Raw genomic sequence first — 20,382 nt, forward strand, 5'->3', positions numbered from 1 at the left:
CGGCCTTCATTGATAGAAGGAGAAAAAAATGACCCAAATCATCAAAGCCGGCATTGTCGGCGCAACCGGCTATACCGGTGTCGAACTGCTGCGCCTGCTGGCGAACCATCCGAATGTCGAAGTCTGCGCCGTAACCAGCCGCAGCGAAGCCGGTGTTGCCGTGGCCGACTATTTTCCCAGCCTGCGGGGGGTGTACGATTTAACGTTCCAAACGCCCGATGATGCCCGTTTAAACGAATGCGACGTGGTCTTTTTCGCCACGCCCAACGGCGTTGCCATGAAAGAAGCACCCGCCCTACTCGCCGCAGGCGTACGCATTATCGACCTGTCCGCCGATTTCCGCATTCAAGATATTGCCGCTTGGGAACATTGGTACGGCATGAGCCACGCCTGCCCCGATATTGTTCCGCAAGCCGTTTACGGCCTGTGCGAAATGAATCGGGAAGCCATTCAAACGGCGCAACTGATTGCCAACCCCGGCTGCTACCCGACCTGCGTGTCCCTGCCGCTGCTGCCGCTGCTCAAAGCAGGCCGTCTGAAAAACGGGATGCCGCTGATTGCCGACTGTAAATCCGGCGTATCCGGCGCAGGCCGCAAAGCCGCCGTGTCTGCCCTGCTGTGCGAAGCGGGCGACAATTTCAAAGCCTACGGAGTCGGCGGCCACCGCCATCTGCCCGAAATCCGCCAAACCATTTCCCGCCTGCAGGAAAACGTTGCCGACCATCTGGTATTCGTTCCCCACCTCACGCCGATGATTCGGGGGATGCACGCCACGCTGTATCTGCATTTGCAGGACGGCACCGACCCGCAGCAGATTCTGAGCGATTTCTACGCCGACAGCCCGTTTGTCGATATTCTGCCTTCGGGAAGCACGCCGGAAACCCGCAGCGTGCGGGGTGCTAATCTCTGCCGCATCAGCATTCAGAAAGCCCCGCAGCAGAATGTATGGATTGCCCTGTCGGTGATTGACAATCTGGTCAAAGGCGCAGCCGGACAAGCCGTGCAGAATATGAACATTATGTTCGGTTTTGCCGACACCGCCGGTTTGAACAGCGTACCGCTGCTGCCGTAAACATTCCCTTGTTTCCGACACACCAAACGCCCTACAACGAACTGTTGCAGGGCGTTTTTCAGACGGCCTATAGTAAATCAACTAAAAAAATATGACACTACAACGAGCCACCCTTCCCCTAACCCCTTCCCGCCAGCGGGACGGGGAACAAAGTGCAGGTGGACCAACTTAGCTTGCCGATTTGTACAGAAAATTCGGTGTTTTAACTATATCCCAAAAAACCCAACCGCCGCTCGATTTTTTCCGCCAGACTAATCAGCGCTGCGCCGACTTCGGCCTGTTTCTGCTGGTATTCGTTTTTCAAAAAACTCACCGCCACACCGACGTTTGCCCTGCCGCTGCTGTTGCGGATATAAGTGCCGATGCAGTACATACCCTCCCGCAACTGGCCGTCGTCCAACGACATGCGGGTGGTTTGGACCGATTCAAATTCGGCACGCAGCTGCTCGAAACCGGCAACGCCGTATTGTGTCAGCGGCGGCGGCAATCCGTCGGCATACATTGTGCGGACTTCGTCAAAATCCAACGTCGCCAATACCGCTTTGCCGGTTGCGGCAAATACGGCGGGAACCCGTACGCCGGCACGGAAGGTAAACCCCAGCGGCGAGGGCGATTCATGACAGGCAAGAAACACCATTTCGCCACGTTCGCCGTCCAGCGACGATAGGGTAACGGAGTGCGGCATCAGCGCCGGTTCGGTCAGAATCAGTTCGTGAAACAGGGCAATCACGTTTTCCTGCTGCTCGAATTTTCCCGCCCAATATAAAAGATATGCGCCCAGATAAAACACATTGTTTTCGTCTTTGCGCAACACGCCTTTCTGCACCAGCGCCATCAACAGTCGGTAGGTGCTGCTGCGGGGCAAGCCCAAATCCTTGGCAATCTGGGCGGCGGTTAAGGGTTTGGGGCTGTCGGTAATATAATCCAGCACGGCAAACGCTTTATCCAGTGCGGGAATATTGGGGGCTTTGTCGTCAACAATATCCATATCCGGTTCTTTACGGTCAAATTATAGTGAATTCACTTGAAAACAATACGGAATACAGATTTAACCTCTTCGTCCCATTTGCAGCGAACCCGCTATATATCGGCTGATTTTTTTCGGCGACTATCATAACACGGTTTTCAGACGGCCTGTTTGTGAAAAACTGCTTGCTAATCGGCGGCGAGTGTTTTTATAATCTGTCTTATATTTTAGATTTATGTCTCATATATTAGACAATAAGAACACAACTACAAAGGAACCCTCATCATGACTTTAGCCGAGCGCTTAAATCAAGCCGGTTTATTCCGTGAAGCCTGTTATCTCAACGGCGAATGGGTCGCCGCCCGCAGCGGCAAAACCATTGCCGTTACCAATCCGTTCAACGGCGAGTATTTGGGCGAAGTGCCGGATTTGTCGGCGGACGAAGTGCGGCTGGCGGTCGATGCCGCCTGTTCCGCCCAAAAATCATGGGCCGCCGCCACACCCAACGAGCGTGCCGCCGTGCTGAACCGCTGGGCGGATTTAATCGATCAGCATTTATCCGACCTTGCCGTTATCATGACTTTGGAACAGGGCAAACCGCTGGCGGAAGCCCGAGGCGAAATCGCTTATGCCAACAGCTTTATCCGCTGGTTTGCCGAAGAAGGCAAACGGGTGTACGGCGATGTGATTGCCGCCGCCCGTCCGAATCTGCGCTATACCGTTCTCAAACAACCCGTAGGGGTCTGCGCCGCCATCACCCCGTGGAACTTCCCTTCCGCCATGATTACCCGCAAAGCCGCACCGGCGCTGGCGGCGGGCTGCACCATGATTGTGAAGCCCGACACGCAAACCCCGTTTTCCGCACTGGCGCTGATGGTGCTGGCCGAACAGGCCGGTTTACCCAAAGGCGTGCTGCAAATCGTAACCGGCGATGCGCCGACTGTCGGCGGCGTATTAACGCAGGACGAACGTATCCACAAATTATCGTTTACCGGCTCGACCGCCGTCGGCAAGCTCTTGATGCAGCAATGCGCCGGTACGGTCAAAAAACTGTCGCTGGAACTGGGCGGCAATGCGCCATTTATCGTGTTTGACGATGCCGATTTGGAGAAAGCCGCCGAAGGCTTAATCGGCTCGAAATACCGCAACGCCGGACAAACCTGCGTCTGCGCCAACCGTGTTTATGTTCAATCTTCCGTCAAAGACAAATTCTTAGCCGTGTTCAAACAGAAAGTCGAAGCGCTGACGGTCGGCAACGGCATGGAAAACGGCGTGGCGGTCGGCCCACTGATTAACGCCCAAGCCCTGCAGAAAGTGCAAAACCTGCTGCAGGACGCTTTGGACAAAGGAGCAACGCTGATTACCGGCGGCAAGCCCCACCCTGCGGGCGAACTGACCTTCACCCCGACGGTGATTACCGACATCACTCCCGAAATGGCGATTGCCCGTGAAGAAATCTTCGGCCCGATTGCGCCGGTATTCGTGTTCGACACCGAGGAAGAAGTGATTGCCCACGCCAACGACACCGTTTACGGCCTTGCCGCCTATTTCTACACGCAGGATTTAGGCCGCTCATGGCGGGTATCCGAAAGTTTGGAATACGGCATGGTTGCCCAAAACACCGGCCTGCTTTCCACCGAAGTCGCCCCGTTCGGCGGCGTGAAGCAGTCGGGCTTCGGTCGGGAAGGCTCGAAATACGGGATTGAAGAATACGTTACCACCAAATATTGGTGCGCCGATATTTCCTAATATAGTAAACAATTTAAACCGATGCGGCGTTGCGTCTCGGCTTAAATTTGTTACTATAGATTAAAAGCAAACAATTACCCCGCAACACCACTTATCAAACAGGAGAAAAATCATGACAACAAGTAACCAACAACTGCTCGAACGCCGTCTGAAAGTGCTACCCCGCGGCTTGGGCGTTTCGTTTCCGATTTTTGCCGCCAAGGCGAAAAACAGCGAAATCTGGGACGTGGAAGGCAACCGCTACATCGACTTTGTCGGCGGCATCGGCGTGTTGAACACCGGCCACAGCCACCCGAAAATCGTGGCGGCGGTCGGCGAGCAGATTCAGAAGTTTTCCCATACTTCCGCCCAAATCGCCAACTACGAAAGCTATGTCGAACTGTGTGAAAAACTGTGCGACAAAGCCCCGATCAGCGGCGAGAAAAAAGCCTTTTTGCTGACCACCGGTGCCGAAACGGTTGAAAACGCCATCAAAATCGCCCGTGCCAAAACCGGCCGTGCGGGCGTGATTGCCTTTATCGGCGGTTGGCACGGCCGCACTCTGCTGACCATGGGCTTAACCGGCAAAGTGATTCCCTACAAAAAATCCTACGGCCCAATGCCCGCTTCCATCTTCCACGCCGCTTTCCCTTCGCCCGCCACCGGTGTCAGCGAAACGGAAGCCCTGAAAGATTTGGAAATGATTTTCAAGGCAGACATCGACCCATCAGAAGTAGCGGCGATGATTATCGAGCCGGTGCAGGGCGAAGGCGGTTTCCACCAACTCACGCCGTCGTTTGCCAAAGAATTGCGCCGCATTTGCGACCAACACGGCATCGTATTGATTTTTGACGAAGTGCAATGCGGTTTCGGACGCACAGGAACATTGTTCGCCAGCGAACAGCTCGGTGTTGAGCCGGATTTGATTACCTGCGCCAAAAGTCTGGCGGGCGGCTACCCGATTTCGGGTTTGATCGGCCGTGCCGACATTATGGACGCACCTCAGGCGGGCGGCTTGGGCGGCACTTATGCCGGCAGCCCGCTCGGCACAGTGGCGGCGTTGAAAGTGCTGGAAATCATGGAAGAAGAAAACCTGCTGGAACGCAGCCGCCATATCGGCGACACCATCGCCGCTTTCCTTGACGCGCTGGCGCACCCGAACATTACCCATATCCGCCACAAAGGTGCGATGTTGGCGTTTGACTTGGTCGATGCCGAAGGCAAACCCGATGCCGCCGCCGCTACTGCTTTGAAAAACAAAGCCTTTGAAAACGGTCTGCTGCTGGCAACCTGCGGCATGTATTTCAACACGGTTCGGGTGATGGTGCCGCTGACGGTGGAAGACAGCGTATTGGCGGAAGCCTTGGACATCATCAAACACGCCTTGCCTTAAAGCAGCGGCTGGCCGTGCGGCGAAAAGCCCGTTTCGGTTCGGCATAAACCGTATTGCCCTGTTTTCAGACGGCCTCAGCGATATTCAGGCCGTCTGAAAACAGAAGGCGTAGGCCGGATGCCAGACCCAACACCAAAACACCTTGAAACATAATGTTTTTTAGGGTTGCGCCCGTATCCCGCCAACGCCAATATACGTCCGGTTTTGTTTAAAAAATATAGTGTTTCAACTATATCCATTTTCAGACGGCCTCAATGATATTCAGGCCGTCTGAAAACAGGCATTGCCGAAATCGGGTTGCTCTGCAGCGCAGGTTTACATAAATAATAATTATCATCAAAGGAAAATAGCATGTCTGATCAATCATTTAAAAAATCATTAGGCTCGCTTGATGTCGTTGCACTGGCTTTCGGTGCGATGATCGGCTGGGGCTGGGTCGTCTTGGCGGGTAGCTGGGTGCTGTCGGCGGGCGTACTTGGTTCGGTATTGGCGTTTCTGCTCGGCGGCTCGGTGGTGCTGTTTATCGGCCTCACTTACGCCGAACTGGCCGCTTCCATGCCGGTTACCGGCGGCGAACACACCTACACCTATCGGGCGATGGGCATACACGTTTCGTTCTTCTGCTCGTGGATGATGCTGATGGGCTACCTGTCGGTGGTCGCATTTGAAGCCGTCGCCCTACCGACCGTGGTCGAATATTTAGTGCCGAACTACAATCAAGGCTTTCTCTACAACATCGCCGGTTGGGACGTTTACGCTTCTTGGGTTGCCGTCGGCATGATCGGCTCGGTGGTGATGACGTGGATCAATATCCGGGGCGTGGAAGTCAGCGCATGGTTTCAAAAAGCCGCCGTATTCGGCATTTTGGCGGTCGGCATTATGCTGTTTGTCGGCGCATTGATGTTCCACCCCGACGAATTGGGCCGTGCGCCGGACTTTGCGGAAAACAAATGGGCGGGCATTATGATGGTGATGGTAATGGTGCCGTTTATGTTTGTCGGCTTTGACGTGATTCCGCAGGCCGCCGAAGAAATCGACCTGACCCGCCCGAAAATCGCCCTGTATCTGATGGTGTCGCTGGTGATTGCCGTGATGTGGTATATGGGCATTGCCTGGAGCGTTGGCACGATTCTGACTCCGCAGGAAATTTCCGGTTCACCGCTTGCCACCGCCGATGCCATCGCCAAAGCATGGGGCGGAAACTGGGCCGGTACGCTGCTGATTATCGCCGGCGTATTGGGCATTCTTTCCAGCTGGAACGCCTTCCTGATGGGCGGCTCGCGCCTAATTTACGCCATGTCGCTGTCGTATATGCTTCCCGAATCACTGGGCAAACTGCACGCCAAATACCAAACGCCGGTAACCGCCACCCTGCTCTTGGGCGGCTTGGCAACCATTGCCCCGCTGTTCGGCCGCAAAATGCTGGTTTGGATTGTCGATGCCGGCGGCTTGGGCGTGGTGATTGCCTATACCTTGGTTGCCCTGTCGTTTTTGGTTTTGCGGATTAAAGAACCGAAATCCATGGTACGCCCCGTAAAAATTCCCGCAGGCAAACTGGTCGGCGTGCTTACCCTGCTGGCCGCAGGCTCGATGATTTACCTGTACTTGCCCGGCAGCCCCTCGGCGCTGATTCCGGTCGAATGGGCGATTTTCGCTGCGTGGACGGTATTCGGCATTCTGCTCTACCTCTACGCCCTGAAAAAATTCCCCGGCAAATCCAAAGCCTTTATGGACGAAGAAATCGTCGCCATTAAAGAACACAACCAAAAATGGTGGCGCGAACACGGTATGCCGAGCAAAGCGTTTGAACACGAAAACGACTGACGCTTTTTGCAAAAAACCGCTGCAGACCGGCAGCGGTTTTTTTATGAAACAGACAAGGCCGTCTGAAAATGGGCGTGGCTCAGTTTTCTGAAGTATATAGTGAATTAACCAAAAAATATTACAACCAAAGTGAACCACCCTTCCCGCCAGCGGGATGGGAACAGTGTGTAGCGTGCTTGCCTAAGCATGCACGTGTTCTTTAAATTCCACATGAATGCCGTCTGAAAACGAGCAAAGCGAGTTTCTGCGCAGCTAAAATCAGATTTTCAGACGGCTTCGACATAAAACTCACAGAACAGGTGCGTGCTTTGGCCCGCACCCTACAAGTGCAGGATTAAATTGTATGGATTATTCAGTTATTTCACTATAGCGGATTTAATTAATTTTCGATACAAAGCAGCAAGCCGCGGACAGTACAAGTAGTACGGCAAGGCGCAGCAACGCCGTAGCGAAAGTTAAGTTAATCCGCTATAAAAACAAAAGTTCAGAATTTCATCTGAAATACAATGCCGTTTTCAGACGGCCTGTTCCCCATCAAAACCATTCCGACAACATCCGGCTCGGACTCTGCAAATGATGGGTAATTAGCGCCACCGCACCGGCTTTATCCCGTGCCAACACCAGCCTGCAAAGTTCTTCATGTTCTTTCTGATTGCTGTCGAAATACGCCTGATTGCTCATATTGTCTTTCAGCCACAACAAACGGTAGCGTGCCGTACGCTCATACAGCGACTGGCGGATTTGCAGCAGCGTCGGCGAATTGCAACCCGAGGCAATCACAAAATGAAATGCCTGATGATGCCGCTCCCACGCCAGCAGCTCGTCCAAACCCTTGCCGACCTGTTTCGATGTCGCCGCCAGCCGGTGCATGGCCGCCAACACTTCCGATTCCCACGTCAAATCGCCCAATTCCAGCGCCTGCGTGATACACAGGCTTTCGATTTCCGCCCGCACCCGATACAAATCCTGCATTTCTTCGCGCGACATCGGCGGCACACGGTAGCCACGCTGGTCTTCCACTGTAACCAAACGTTCGACCACCAGTTGCGACAAAGCCTCGCGCAGCGGGCCGGTGCCGACTTGGTAACGCTCTTTCAGGCTGCTCATCAGCAGTTTTTGATCAGCGGCAAACACGCCGTTCAGAATATCCCGCTTCAGCGCCAGCATCAGCGCACCGGCGGTATTACCCGCCCCGGCCGTTTTCTCAAACGTATCAAGGCCGTAGGTCAGATCCAAAGTATCGGTATCGGAAGAATGGCTCATCATGGTGTCTTGCGGATAAAAAACGGATTATAGCCGAGAAACGGAATATGTATAGCGAATTCACGCCGGTGAACCGTGTGAAAATGCCATTCCTTCCATCACAATAAAGAAGATATTTTGTAAAAATGTAGACATTTTATAAAAATATAGATATTATAAATCCAGCCGCACCATGCACCCGGTTTTGCCCGAACCGAAATGCAGCGGCAACCCGTTTTCCATTATGTATCCACATTCACAACAACCGGCTCTTGCGAAAACGGTGATTTTCCAAACCAAAGCATGGAAACAGCCGTTTTCGCCGCAAGCCGGGAAACAAGAGGACGAAATCATGACTTCCGTAACCGACATCACACCAAAAGGCTACCGAATTGCGCCGCACGAACACAGCCGGCGTTTGCAGGTCGTTACCCTTCAAGCAGACACAATCGCAGAATTTATCCGCCAAACCGAGCGTTTCCCCGTTCAGGCTTTGGAATACAAACCGTTCAACCGTTTCCGTGTCGCCGAAATCTTAGACAGCCTGTGCGAATACACGCTGGGCAAATTCCTGCTCGGCACGCTGAAAAACCGTGCCACCGGCGCATTTTTGCTGAAATTTGAAGGCGGCGACAAAAAAGACACCGACTTTTTCGTCAAACTGGGTACCGCTGTTTCCCACTTAATCGGCCGTCCGAATTTCGATGCCATGAGCCAGAAATACTACGCCCGCTTTACCGTACGCAATGTGGACAATTCCGACAGCTACCTGCGCCAGCCGCACCGCCGTATGGAACTGCACAACGACGGCACATTTGTGGACGAGCCGACCGATTATGTATTGATGATGAAAATGCAGGAAGAAAACATGCAGGGCGGCAACTCGCTGATTCTGCACTTGGACGATTGGGCGGAATTGGATAAATTCTACAACCACCCGATTGCCAAAAAACCGATTACTTGGGAAGCGCCGCCGAGCAAAAACGTAACCCAAAGCATCGAACACCCCGTATTTATCGACAACGATCCAAACGGCCGCCCCCGCCTGCACTTTATCGACCAGTTTGCCAAACCGAAAAACCGTGAAGAAGGCCTGTATCTGTTTGAATTGGGCGAATCGCTGGAAAACGATCCGAATTTTGTATCCGTGCGGGTAGAAGTCGGCGATATGCTGGTAGTGGAAAACCACAACTGGCTGCACGGCCGCGACAAATTCGTTGCCCACCCCGATTTGCTGCGCGAATTGATGCGCCAACGCGGACAATTCGTTGCGTAATCCCATAAAAAGCATTTGACCGCAGCGCCATTGGCCGGCCCGTTCCGACCAATGGCCGCTTGTTTTGCAGTTTTCAGACGGCCTTCAACCGACATTTTATGGGGAATGCGGCATTTACACTGTACAATATCGTAGTGAATAAAAATTATTTATAGCGAAATAACCCAAAGCAATACAAGGCGGCAAGCCGCAGACAGTATGAGTAATACAGGACAGGTTTTATCCGGATGGTCGTTTCATCCGGTTACAAAACCGTCCTCTTTGAGCCGGGCGAAGCCAACGCTGTAGTGCTTTGAAGTTATTTCACTATAAAAACATACTCAGGAAAATACAGGAAGAAAACATCATGTACGACTACATCATCATCGGCGGCGGCATTGTCGGCCTTTCAACCGCTTGGCAACTGCAGGCCGCCCACCCCGACAAACGTATTTTATTGATTGAAAAAGAAAGCGGCTACGCCCACCATCAAACCGGCCACAACAGCGGCGTAATTCACGCCGGTGTCTATTACGCCCCCGGCAGCCTGAAAGCCAAATTCTGCAAAGAAGGCGTGGCCGCCACCATCGCTTTTTGCAACAAACACAACATCAAATACGAGCAATGCGGCAAACTGCTGGTCGCCACCAACGATTTAGAATTCGAACGCATGAAAGCCCTATACCAGCGCTGTCTGCAAAACGAACTCGAAGTCGAATGGCTGGATGCCGCCGCCCTCAAACAGCGCGAACCCAACATCGTCGGTGTCGGCGCATTGTTCGTACCGACCACCGGCATCGTCAATTACACCCAAGTCTGCAACAAAATGGCGGAAGAATTTACCGAAATGGGCGGCGAAGTCAAACTCAGCCACACCGTTACCGCCATCAACGAAACCGCCGACAAAATCACCGTCTGCACCCGCCATGCCGGACAAACAGTTTCTTTTGACGGCGGCTTCCTCATCGCCTGCGCCGGTTTGGCCGCCGACCGCATCGCCAAAATGACAGGCATCGCCATCGATTTCCAAATCATTCCCTACCGGGGCGAATACTACCGCCTCCCACCCAAACACAACCGCATCGTCAATCACCTGATTTACCCGATTCCCGATCCCGACTTACCGTTTTTGGGCGTACACCTCACCCGCATGATAGACGGCTCGGTTACCGTCGGCCCGAATGCCGTGCAAGGTTTCAAACGGGAAGGCTACGGCAAACTCAATTTCAGCCTGCAGGACACTTGGCAAATGCTGACTTTCAGCGGCTTTTGGAAAGTAACCGCCAAACATTTCGTGTCCGGCATTCGGGAAACACTGGATTCATGGCTGAAAACCGGCTATCTGAAACGGGTGCAGAAATACTGTCCGCAAATCACCGTTGATGATTTGCAACCCTACCCCGCAGGCATTCGGGCGCAGGCCGTCATGGCCGACGGCACACTGGTTCACGACTTCCTGTTTGCCGACACCCCCCGCAGCCTCCACGTCTGCAATGCCCCCAGCCCGGCGGCAACCTCGGCCATCCCTATCGGCAACTATATTTGCCAAAAAGTGTATGAACATCAACGGTAAATGCCGATAAGGCCGTCTGAAAATGCGTTTTTCAGACGGCCTCACAAAGCGGCATAACAAAAACGGTTTGCAGAAATAAAACTGCAAACCGTTTTTCTGTTTCCACTCCGCTATTTATTCAGCACACCAACTGCGGATACGCTGTTCCATGGTCTCCGCCGTTAAATCGAAACCGGCGAGTATGGTTTGGGCATCGCCGTGTTCGGTAACCACATCGTCCACACCGAGCAGCAGCACGGGTTTGCGGATGCCGTGTTTGGCCAATACTTCCAATACGGCGCTACCGGCACCGCCCTGTACGGCGTTTTCTTCGGCGGTTACGATACAGTCGTGCGTCTGCGCCAAGCGGACAATCAAGTCTTCGTCTATCGGTTTGACAAAACGCATATCGGCGACGGTGGCATTTAAGGTTTCCGCCGCTTTGAGTGCCGGTGTAACCATGCTTCCGAATGCAATCAGTGCTGTTTTTTCGCCGTTGCGGCGGATAAGGCCTTTGCCGAGCGGAACGGTTGCAAGGCCGTCTGAAACGGGGCTTCCGCAGCCGCTACCGCGCGGATAGCGTACCACGCTCGGCGCATCGGTCTGGTAACAGGTGGAAAGCAGCAGGCGGCATTCGTTTTCATCGCTCGGTGCGGCAATCACCATATTCGGGATGCAGCGCAAAAAGCTCAAATCGTATAAACCGGCATGGGTCGGGCCGTCTGCGCCAACAATGCCCGCCCGATCGACGGCAAACAATACCGGCAGATTTTGCAGGGCAATATCGTGTACCAACTGGTCGTAGGCACGCTGCAGAAATGTGGAATAAATCGCCACCACGGGTTTGAAACCGCCGCATGCCAAACCGCCGGCAAAGGTTACGGCGTGTTGCTCGGCAATGCCGACATCGAAATAGCGGTCGGGGAACTGTTGCTCGAATGCCACCAATCCGCTCCCTTCCCGCATGGCGGGCGTAATCGCCAGCAGGCGGGAATCGGCCGCCGCCTGATCGCACAGCCATTTGCCGAAAATCTGGGTATAGGTCGGCTTGGCGGCGTTCGGCTGCGGTTGCGGCGTTTCTTTGGCAAGATTGGCAACGGCATGATATTTCACGGGATCGTTTTCCGCCAGTTTGTAGCCGTTGCCTTTTTTGGTAATCACATGCAGCAGCTGCGGCCCTTTGCGGCTGCGCAGGTCTTTCAACACATCAACCAGTTTGCCGACATCATGGCCGTCCACCGGCCCGGTGTAGCGGAAGCCGAAGTTTTCAAACAAAGTCAGCGACTGTTTGGCGTGTTCCGCCTCGCTGGCGATGGTTTTGATTTTGTTTTCGACTTTTTGAGCGATTTCCATTGCGCCGGGCAGCTTGTCCAACACTTTGCTCGATTGGGCTTTGAGCGTACTCAACACGCCGTGCATATCGCGCACGACGTTGCTCGCCAGATATTTGGGCAGTGCGCCGACATTGGGTGAAATCGACATTTCGTTGTCGTTGAGAATCACCAGCAAATCAACATCGGTATCACCGGCGCAGTTTAAGGCCTCAAACGCCTGTCCCGCCGTCATCGCCCCGTCGCCGATAATCGCCACGCTGCGGCGGCCGTTGCCCAGTTTTTTGTCCGCCAGCGCCATGCCCAGCGCCGCGCCGATGGACGTGGACGAATGCCCCACGCCGAATGCGTCGTATTCCGATTCGCTGCGTTTGGGGAAGCCCGCCAAACCGCCGTATTGGCGCATGGTATCCATGCGGTTGCGGCGGCCGGTGAGGATTTTATGCGGATAGCTCTGATGGCCGACATCCCAAACCAATTTGTCGTCCGGCGTGTCATACACATAATGCAGGGCAACCGTCAGCTCGACCGCACCGAGATTGCTGGCGAAATGCCCGCCGGTTTTGCCGACCGATTCAAGCAGGAAGCGGCGCAACTCGTCGGCCACCTGCGGCAGCTGTTTTTTGCTCAGGCAGCGCAGCTTGTCGGGATAATCAATGCTGTCTAACAATGGGGTTTGGCTCATGGTGTGTTCTTTTAATGGGTATAACGTTTATCGGGCAATTATAGCAAGAGACGGCATTTTCAGCAGACTAAATTTAAGGCCGTCTGAAAAATAGCTTTGGCGGTTTTTATATTCCGGTTTTCAGACGGCCCCGTCCGCCGTGAAACGTTTGCTGTTTCGTGCTAAACTTTATGCTTTCAACCGCTTAGGCCACACGGTTCACCACCGTATTCAATCGTTTATGAAACACATCATCTTATCCACCGCCACCGCCCTGCTGCTCGTCGCCTGCAGCCCGTCCGAACCGCAGCCGCAGGCCGCAGCCGAAATTCAGACGGCATCAGCCGAAGCCCCCGCTTCCTCTGTTACCGAAACCGCCGCCTCCGAAGCCACCGCTTCGGCCGCACAATCCGCAGCCGAACGTTTGGACACGCAGGCAAATGCCAAATGGCAACAATATCAGTGCGACGAACAAAAAACGCTGTCGGCACGCTATTTCAAAGACGGCGGCAACACCGCCGCCCAAATCAAAACCGGCAACGCCACGCACACCCTCGCCCTCAGTCCGGAATTGGGCAACGAAGACCTGAGCGCTTTCAGCAACGGCGAATATACTTGGACCATCGGCAAACTCACCGATGATTATTATCAGGAAGGCTACGGATTTTTCGTCCGCCACAGCCAAGTCGAAGGCATGGGCGAAGAAGGCATTGTCGATGAATTGCAGGCGGAAAACTGTATGCCGCCAAGCACACAGCCGTGATGTCTTCGGCAACATACCGCCAATTTTCAGACGGCCTTGTTACCTATTGGTAGATTAACCGAATTTCTAAATTTACGCTGACCGTCATTCCGATGCAAGTCGGGACGGATTGATGGGCAACAAATTGCCCACCCGACAAACAGTTTCCCGTTCCCCAGTGTGAAGAGATGAAGGGAAGAATCGCTCACTGAATGATCATATTTTCCGGTTCTTCCACGATAAAGCCGTCTGAAAATTGCCCAATGCAACCCGAAACCCGCTATTTTTTCCGTTTGGCCCTCGGATGTGTTTCATCATAAATCTTGGCAAGGTGGTCGAAATCCAACTTGGTGTAAATCTGCGTGGTCGATAAACTGCTGTGTCCCAGCAATTCCTGCACCGCCCGAATATCGCGCGAAGACTGCAGCAGATGGCTGGCATAACTGTGGCGCAGCATATGCGGCGAAATATGCCGCTCGCCCTGCTTGAGCGACCATTCCTGCAGCCGTTTCTGAATCTGCCGCTGCCCCAAGCGTTTGCCGTTGCGATTGGTAAACAGCGCCGTTTCGTCCGCCGCCGCAATCCGCAGCGGCAAATAGGCCTGTATCGCCGCCATACTTTTGCCCGTCAGCGGCACTTGCCGCTGCTTGCCGCCTTTACCGTTGCTCACCCGCACCCAGCCCGATTCCAGCGAAATATCCGCCACATCCAAACCCTGTGCCTCGCTCAAACGCAAACCGCTGCCATACAACAATTCAAACAGTGCCTGATCGCGCAATGCCAGCACGTCATCATCGCTGCTTTGGTCGAACATACGGTTCAAAGGTTCCTGCTGCAGGGCTTTCGGCAAACGCTGCGGCTGCTTGGGCGCACGGATATTCGCCGCCAAATCCTGCACTGCAATACCCTGCTGCACCAACCAGCCGCAATATTGCCGCCACACCGAAAGTTTGCGTGCCAAACTGCGTTCGCCCAGATTTTGCTGCGACAGTTTTTTCAACACCGCCACCAAATCCTGCCGCCGCACCCCGTTTTCAGACGGCCTCTGCCGCAAAATTTCCGCCAACTGCAGCAAATCCCGCCGGTACGCCGACAGCGTATGCGGCGACTTACCCTGCTGCTGCAACGTCAGCAGATAGCGTTCGCAGTTTCCGGCAAACGTTTCAATATCCACACCGTCTGTATCCGCCATGATGATCCTGTTTCCCAATTTAACTGTTATCGTAACATTTTTCTCTGGCACACAGGCCGTCTGAAAATAAGTATAACGAATTTCCAGATAGCCATAGCTGTCATAAATACAATCTTTACCCGAATAATCACCCAAACCAAGCATCTCACTGTAATGCTTTGTAGTCTTTCCGCCCGAAAAATATTATAATCTCCCTATCTTTTTTACGATTCCATCACTTTCAGGAGGTTTCCACCATGGCACTCGTATCCATGCGCCAATTACTCGACCACGCCGCAGAAAACAGCTACGGCCTGCCGGCTTTCAACGTCAATAATCTCGAACAAATGCGTGCCATTATGGAAGCCGCCGACCAAGTCAATGCGCCCGTGATCGTGCAGGCCAGCGCCGGTGCCAGAAAATATGCCGGCGCACCGTTTTTGCGCCATCTGATTTTGGCGGCCGTTGAAGAATTTCCGCACATTCCTGTGGTCATGCACCAAGACCACGGCGCATCGCCGGATGTCTGCCAACGCTCTATCCAACTGGGTTTTTCGTCCGTAATGATGGACGGCTCGCTGATGTCCGACGGCAAAACGCCGTCTTCTTATGAATACAATGTTGATGTAACCCGCACTGTCGTTAATTTCTCACACGCCTGCGGTGTATCCGTAGAAGGCGAAATCGGCGTATTGGGCAATCTGGAAACCGGCGAAGCAGGCGAGGAAGACGGTGTGGGTGCGGTCGGCAAACTGTCGCACGACCAAATGCTGACCAGCGTCGAAGACGCTGTACGCTTCGTGAAAGATACCGGTGTTGATGCGTTGGCGATTGCTGTCGGTACCAGCCACGGTGCATACAAATTCACCCGCCCGCCTACAGGCGATGTGTTGCGTATCGACCGCATCAAAGAAATTCATGAAGCCTTGCCAAACACCCATATCGTGATGCACGGCTCAAGCTCTGTTCCGCAAGAATGGCTCAAAGTCATCAATGAAAACGGCGGACAAATCGGGGAAACCTACGGCGTACCGGTTGAAGAAATCGTACAAGGCATTAAATACGGCGTACGCAAAGTCAATATCGACACCGACCTGCGCCTCGCCTCTACCGGCGCAATCCGCCGTTTCTTAGCAGAAAACCCCTCCGAATTCGACCCGCGCAAATACCTGAGCAAAACCGTTGAAGCCATGAAACAAATCTGCTTAGACCGCTACCTAGCCTTCGGCTGCGAAGGACAGGCCTCTAAAATCAAACCGGTTTCACTGGAAAAAATGGCTGATAAATACGCCAAAGGCGAATTGAGCCAAATCATTAAATAACCCGTTCTATCATTATGTAAAACCGACCAATCGTTTTTAAATGATTGGCCGGTTTTTTGATTCCTCATAACCCCTCAAGCAGCCCAGCAATCCCCATTTTCCAGACGTCCCCCCTTTGTGGCAACGCAAAGCCGCCCGGGCTGTATAGTCCGGACGGCTTTACATTACGGTTTGATATTCCGGCGTTTACCCCGCCACCCTTCCTACTTTTTCAAAGCAGGGCCGGCCTTTTTAGCAGGCGGGGTGGAAGTAACGGCCTCCCCTTTCAGTTTCGAGAAGATGCCCTCCCCGATGCCTTTGACGTTTTTCAGCTCCTCGGGGGATTTGAACGCACCGTTAAGTTTGCGGTACTCTACAATGGCTTTTGCTTTGGCCGGGCCGATGCCGGGTAAGGCAGTCAGTTCGGTTTCGGAAGCGGTGTTGATGTTGACGGCTGCGGCGGCAAATGCGGTGGCAAGCATCAGTGCGGCTGCGGTAAGCAGTTTTTTCATGGTTTTTCTCCTTTGTGTGGGTTGTTTTGATTTGATGATACGGATTTTTTTGCAGCGGTTCAAGTTTTGGTGATGGGTTTTGGGGATTTGCTGTATCGTTTTGAGTGTTTATCAAATGAAGTAAGCCCCCGAGGAATCCTCAGGGGCTTGGAATGGGTGTTTGGCGGTGACCTACTTTCACATGGAAGAACCATACTATCATCGGCGCTGAGTCGTTTCACGGTCCTGTTCGGGATGGGAAGGCGTGGGACCAACTCGCTATGGCCGCCAAACTTAAACTGTACAAATTGTTAAGCCGTTATGCAGTTTCCTGCAGTTATTTATTGTTTAATCAACTGTTGGTGATGATTGAATCATCAGTAAGCTTTTATCTTTGAAGTTCTTCAAATGATAGAGTCAAGCCTCACGAGCAATTAGTATGGGTTAGCTTCATGCGTTACCGCACTTCCACACCCCACCTATCAACGTCCTGGTCTCGAACGACTCTTTAGGAGGATTAAATCCTCAGGGAAGTCTCATCTTCAGGCGAGTTTCGCGCTTAGATGCTTTCAGCGCTTATCTCTTCCGAACTTAGCTACCCGGCGATGCGACTGGCGTCACAACCGGTACACCAGAGGTTCGTCCACTCCGGTCCTCTCGTACTAGGAGCAGCCCCCGTCAAACTTCCAACGCCCACTGCAGATAGGGACCAAACTGTCTCACGACGTTTTAAACCCAGCTCACGTACCACTTTAAATGGCGAACAGCCATACCCTTGGGACCGACTACAGCCCCAGGATGTGATGAGCCGACATCGAGGTGCCAAACTCCGCCGTCGATATGAACTCTTGGGCGGAATCAGCCTGTTATCCCCGGAGTACCTTTTATCCGTTGAGCGATGGCCCTTCCATACAGAACCACCGGATCACTATGTCCTGCTTTCGCACCTGCTCGACTTGTCGGTCTCGCAGTTAAGCTACCTTTTGCCATTGCACTATCAGTCCGATTTCCGACCGGACCTAGGTAACCTTCGAACTCCTCCGTTACTCTTTGGGAGGAGACCGCCCCAGTCAAACTGCCTACCATGCACGGTCCCCGATCCGGATTACGGACCTGGGTTAGAACCTCAAAGACACCAGGGTGGTATTTCAAGGACGGCTCCACAGAGACTGGCGTCTCTGCTTCTAAGCCTCCCACCTATCCTACACAAGTGACTTCAAAGTCCAATGCAAAGCTACAGTAAAGGTTCACGGGGTCTTTCCGTCTAGCAGCGGGTAGATTGCATCTTCACAACCACTTCAACTTCGCTGAGTCTCGGGAGGAGACAGTGTGGCCATCGTTACGCCATTCGTGCGGGTCGGAACTTACCCGACAAGGAATTTCGCTACCTTAGGACCGTTATAGTTACGGCCGCCGTTTACTGGGGCTTCGATCCGATGCTCTCACATCTTCAATTAACCTTCCAGCACCGGGCAGGCGTCACACCCTATACGTCCACTTTCGTGTTAGCAGAGTGCTGTGTTTTTAATAAACAGTCGCAGCCACCTATTCTCTGCGACCCTCCAATGCTTACGCCGCAAGGGCTTAACATCGAAGGGCATACCTTCTCCCGAAGTTACGGTATCAATTTGCCGAGTTCCTTCTCCCGAGTTCTCTCAAGCGCCTTAGAATTCTCATCCTGCCCACCTGTGTCGGTTTGCGGTACGGTTCTGATTCAACTGAAGCTTAGTGGCTTTTCCTGGAAGCGTGGTATCGGTTACTTCGTGTCCGTAGACACTCGTCATCACTTCTCGGTGTTATGAAGACCCGGATTTGCCTAAGTCTTCCACCTACCGGCTTAAACAAACTATTCCAACAGTTTGCTAACCTAACCTTCTCCGTCCCCACATCGCATTGAATCAAAGTACAGGAATATTAACCTGTTTCCCATCGACTACGCATTTCTGCCTCGCCTTAGGGGCCGACTCACCCTACGCCGATGAACGTTGCGTAGGAAACCTTGGGCTTTCGGCGAGCGGGCTTTTCACCCGCTTTATCGCTACTCATGTCAACATTCGCACTTCTGATACCTCCAGCACACTTTACAATGCACCTTCTTCGGCCTACAGAACGCTCCCCTACCATACCTTACGGTATCCGCAGCTTCGGTTATAGATTTGAGCCCCGTTACATCTTCCGCGCAGGACGACTCGACCAGTGAGCTATTACGCTTTCTTTAAATGATGGCTGCTTCTAAGCCAACATCCTGGCTGTCTGGGCCTTCCCACTTCGTTTACCACTTAATCTATCATTTGGGACCTTAGCTGGCGGTCTGGGTTGTTTCCCTCTTGACAACGGACGTTAGCACCCGCTGTCTGTCTCCCGAGGAGCAACTTGATGGTATTCTTAGTTTGCCATGGGTTGGTAAGTTGCAATAACCCCCTAGCCATAACAGTGCTTTACCCCCATCAGTCTCATACTCGAGGCACTACCTAAATAGTTTTCGGGGAGAACCAGCTATCTCCGAGTTTGTTTAGCCTTTCACCCCTATCCACAGCTCATCCCCGCATTTTGCAACATGCGTGGGTTCGGACCTCCAGTGCGTGTTACCGCACCTTCATCCTGGCCATGGATAGATCACTCGGTTTCGGGTCTACACCCAGCAACTAGTCGCCCTATTAAGACTCGGTTTCCCTACGCCTCCCCTATCCGGTTAAGCTCGCTACTGAATGTAAGTCGTTGACCCATTATACAAAAGGTACGCAGTCACACCACAAGGATGCTCCCACTGTTTGTATGCATCAGGTTTCAGGTTCTATTTCACTCCCCTCCCGGGGTTCTTTTCGCCTTTCCCTCACGGTACTGGTTCACTATCGGTCGATGATGAGTATTTAGCCTTGGAGGATGGTCCCCCCATGTTCAGACAGGATTTCTCGTGTCCCGCCCTACTTGTCGTACGCTTAGTACCATTGATGAGATTTCGAATACGGGACTATCACCCACTATGGTCAAGCTTCCCAGCTTGTTCTTCTATCTCAACAATTATTACGTACAGGCTCCTCCGCGTTCGCTCGCCACTACTTGCGGAATCTCGGTTGATTTCTTTTCCTCCGGGTACTTAGATGGTTCAGTTCTCCGGGTTCGCTTCTCTTATCCTATGTATTCAGATAAGGATACACATTGCTGTGTGGGTTTCCCCATTCGGACATCACCGGATCATAGCTTTATTGCCAGCTCCCCGATGCTTTTCGCAGGCTTACACGTCCTTCGTCGCCTATCATCGCCAAGGCATCCACCTGATGCACTTATTCACTTGACTCTATCATTTCAAGAACCTCTTTGACTTCGCTTTGCTCCCGTTGACTAGGAAACTCGGCTTAAGGTTTTTACTTTGATAAAGCTTACTGCTTTGTTGTGTGTTGCTCCTGCCTTTTGTGTTTCAGGAGCAACTCGATACAATCATCACCCAAATACTGTGGTTTACTTCTTGGTAACGTTTAGTGTTTGCAAACATTAAACGTTAAAGTAAACCGACATTGTCTTTGTTTGTTGATTTCGGCTTTCCAATTTGTTAAAGATCGATGCGTTTGATATTGCTATTACTCCGCAAATCAAAATGAGCTGGGCATTCTATCAGCTTCCTATCTTTTGTCAATAGGATTCTGTTTCC

13 protein-coding genes and 2 rRNA genes are annotated in these 20,382 nt (G+C 52.9%); 8 read left to right on the top strand and 7 right to left on the bottom strand.

The features are described from left to right. The first annotated feature begins 28 nt into the window (after positions 1-28). The gene (gene argC, locus PJU73_RS06980; RefSeq protein WP_237091823.1) at positions 29-1,072 is read left to right on the top strand and encodes an N-acetyl-gamma-glutamyl-phosphate reductase; all 1,044 of its coding nucleotides are present in this window, start codon (positions 29-31) and stop codon (positions 1,070-1,072) included. Positions 1,073-1,274: 202 nt separating this feature from the next. On the opposite strand, the gene PJU73_RS06985 is transcribed toward argC, so the two are convergent. Further along, positions 1,275-2,060, bottom strand: coding sequence for an IclR family transcriptional regulator (locus tag PJU73_RS06985; RefSeq protein WP_237091824.1), 786 nt, complete (start codon positions 2,058-2,060; stop codon positions 1,275-1,277). Positions 2,061-2,324: 264 nt separating this feature from the next. Here PJU73_RS06985 and PJU73_RS06990 point away from each other — a divergent pair, with 264 nt between their 5' ends. From PJU73_RS06990 to PJU73_RS07000, 3 genes are all read left to right on the top strand, one after another. After that, the gene (locus PJU73_RS06990) at positions 2,325-3,788 is read left to right on the top strand and encodes an NAD-dependent succinate-semialdehyde dehydrogenase (RefSeq protein ID WP_237091825.1); all 1,464 of its coding nucleotides are present in this window, start codon (positions 2,325-2,327) and stop codon (positions 3,786-3,788) included. Between the two features lie 112 nt (positions 3,789-3,900). Continuing rightward, entirely contained in the window at positions 3,901-5,160 is a 1,260-nt protein-coding gene (gene gabT, locus PJU73_RS06995) for a 4-aminobutyrate--2-oxoglutarate transaminase (RefSeq protein WP_237091826.1), read from the top strand. A 351-nt stretch (positions 5,161-5,511) separates the two neighbouring features. Further along, positions 5,512-6,984 (top strand): APC family permease, encoded by a 1,473-nt coding sequence (locus PJU73_RS07000; protein WP_237091827.1) that lies wholly within the window; start codon positions 5,512-5,514, stop codon positions 6,982-6,984. Positions 6,985-7,518: 534 nt separating this feature from the next. Here PJU73_RS07000 and csiR read toward each other — a convergent pair. Further along, the gene (gene csiR, locus PJU73_RS07005) at positions 7,519-8,250 is read right to left on the bottom strand and encodes a DNA-binding transcriptional regulator CsiR (RefSeq protein ID WP_237091828.1); all 732 of its coding nucleotides are present in this window, start codon (positions 8,248-8,250) and stop codon (positions 7,519-7,521) included. Positions 8,251-8,419: 169 nt separating this feature from the next. Here csiR and glaH point away from each other — a divergent pair, with 169 nt between their 5' ends. Continuing rightward, positions 8,420-9,502 carry a glutarate dioxygenase GlaH gene (gene glaH / locus PJU73_RS07010; RefSeq protein ID WP_237091829.1) on the top strand — a complete coding sequence of 361 codons (1,083 nt, stop codon included), beginning with the start codon at positions 8,420-8,422 and terminating at the stop codon, positions 9,500-9,502. Positions 9,503-9,848: 346 nt separating this feature from the next. Further along, positions 9,849-11,054, top strand: a complete 1,206-nt coding sequence (gene lhgD, locus PJU73_RS07015; protein WP_237091830.1) for an L-2-hydroxyglutarate dehydrogenase — start codon at positions 9,849-9,851, stop codon at positions 11,052-11,054. 114 nt (positions 11,055-11,168) lie between these two features. On the opposite strand, the gene dxs is transcribed toward lhgD, so the two are convergent. Beyond that, positions 11,169-13,049: a 1-deoxy-D-xylulose-5-phosphate synthase gene (gene dxs, locus PJU73_RS07020; RefSeq protein WP_237091831.1), complete on the bottom strand. Its 1,881-nt coding sequence runs from the start codon at positions 13,047-13,049 to the stop codon at positions 11,169-11,171. A gap of 220 nt (positions 13,050-13,269) precedes the next feature. Between dxs and PJU73_RS07025 the strand changes: the two genes are divergently transcribed. Further along, the gene (locus tag PJU73_RS07025) at positions 13,270-13,791 is read left to right on the top strand and encodes an ACP-like domain-containing protein (protein ID WP_237091832.1); all 522 of its coding nucleotides are present in this window, start codon (positions 13,270-13,272) and stop codon (positions 13,789-13,791) included. Positions 13,792-14,050: 259 nt separating this feature from the next. On the opposite strand, the gene PJU73_RS07030 is transcribed toward PJU73_RS07025, so the two are convergent. Continuing rightward, positions 14,051-14,962, bottom strand: a complete 912-nt coding sequence (locus tag PJU73_RS07030) for a tyrosine recombinase XerC (RefSeq protein WP_237091833.1) — start codon at positions 14,960-14,962, stop codon at positions 14,051-14,053. A gap of 236 nt (positions 14,963-15,198) precedes the next feature. On the opposite strand from PJU73_RS07030, the gene fba reads away from it, so the two are divergent. Beyond that, positions 15,199-16,263, top strand: coding sequence for a class II fructose-bisphosphate aldolase (gene fba / locus PJU73_RS07035; RefSeq protein ID WP_237091834.1), 1,065 nt, complete (start codon positions 15,199-15,201; stop codon positions 16,261-16,263). A gap of 203 nt (positions 16,264-16,466) precedes the next feature. Here fba and PJU73_RS07040 read toward each other — a convergent pair whose 3' ends face one another. The 3 genes from PJU73_RS07040 to PJU73_RS07050 all read right to left on the bottom strand — a co-directional run bounded on the left by PJU73_RS07040 (position 16,467) and on the right by PJU73_RS07050 (position 20,031). Then, the gene (locus tag PJU73_RS07040; protein ID WP_237091492.1) at positions 16,467-16,754 is read right to left on the bottom strand and encodes a ComEA family DNA-binding protein; all 288 of its coding nucleotides are present in this window, start codon (positions 16,752-16,754) and stop codon (positions 16,467-16,469) included. Positions 16,755-16,912: 158 nt separating this feature from the next. After that, a 5S ribosomal RNA gene (gene rrf / locus PJU73_RS07045) occupies positions 16,913-17,026 on the bottom strand. Positions 17,027-17,146: 120 nt separating this feature from the next. Then, a 23S ribosomal RNA gene (locus PJU73_RS07050) occupies positions 17,147-20,031 on the bottom strand. Between the last annotated feature and the right edge of the window lie 351 nt (positions 20,032-20,382).

The sequence above is a fragment of the Neisseria lisongii genome (assembly GCF_028463985.1).
Lineage (GTDB): Bacteria > Pseudomonadota > Gammaproteobacteria > Burkholderiales > Neisseriaceae > Neisseria > Neisseria lisongii.

Coding starts and splice junctions, on each gene's coding strand:
- argC (WP_237091823.1), top strand. CDS start 29: ATGACCCAAATCATCAAAGCCGGCATTGTCGGCGCAACCGGCTATACC.
- PJU73_RS06985 (WP_237091824.1), bottom strand. CDS start 2,060: ATGGATATTGTTGACGACAAAGCCCCCAATATTCCCGCACTGGATAAA.
- PJU73_RS06990 (WP_237091825.1), top strand. CDS start 2,325: ATGACTTTAGCCGAGCGCTTAAATCAAGCCGGTTTATTCCGTGAAGCC.
- gabT (WP_237091826.1), top strand. CDS start 3,901: ATGACAACAAGTAACCAACAACTGCTCGAACGCCGTCTGAAAGTGCTA.
- PJU73_RS07000 (WP_237091827.1), top strand. CDS start 5,512: ATGTCTGATCAATCATTTAAAAAATCATTAGGCTCGCTTGATGTCGTT.
- csiR (WP_237091828.1), bottom strand. CDS start 8,250: ATGATGAGCCATTCTTCCGATACCGATACTTTGGATCTGACCTACGGC.
- glaH (WP_237091829.1), top strand. CDS start 8,420: ATGCACCCGGTTTTGCCCGAACCGAAATGCAGCGGCAACCCGTTTTCC.
- lhgD (WP_237091830.1), top strand. CDS start 9,849: ATGTACGACTACATCATCATCGGCGGCGGCATTGTCGGCCTTTCAACC.
- dxs (WP_237091831.1), bottom strand. CDS start 13,049: ATGAGCCAAACCCCATTGTTAGACAGCATTGATTATCCCGACAAGCTG.
- PJU73_RS07025 (WP_237091832.1), top strand. CDS start 13,270: ATGAAACACATCATCTTATCCACCGCCACCGCCCTGCTGCTCGTCGCC.
- PJU73_RS07030 (WP_237091833.1), bottom strand. CDS start 14,962: ATGGCGGATACAGACGGTGTGGATATTGAAACGTTTGCCGGAAACTGC.
- fba (WP_237091834.1), top strand. CDS start 15,199: ATGGCACTCGTATCCATGCGCCAATTACTCGACCACGCCGCAGAAAAC.
- PJU73_RS07040 (WP_237091492.1), bottom strand. CDS start 16,754: ATGAAAAAACTGCTTACCGCAGCCGCACTGATGCTTGCCACCGCATTT.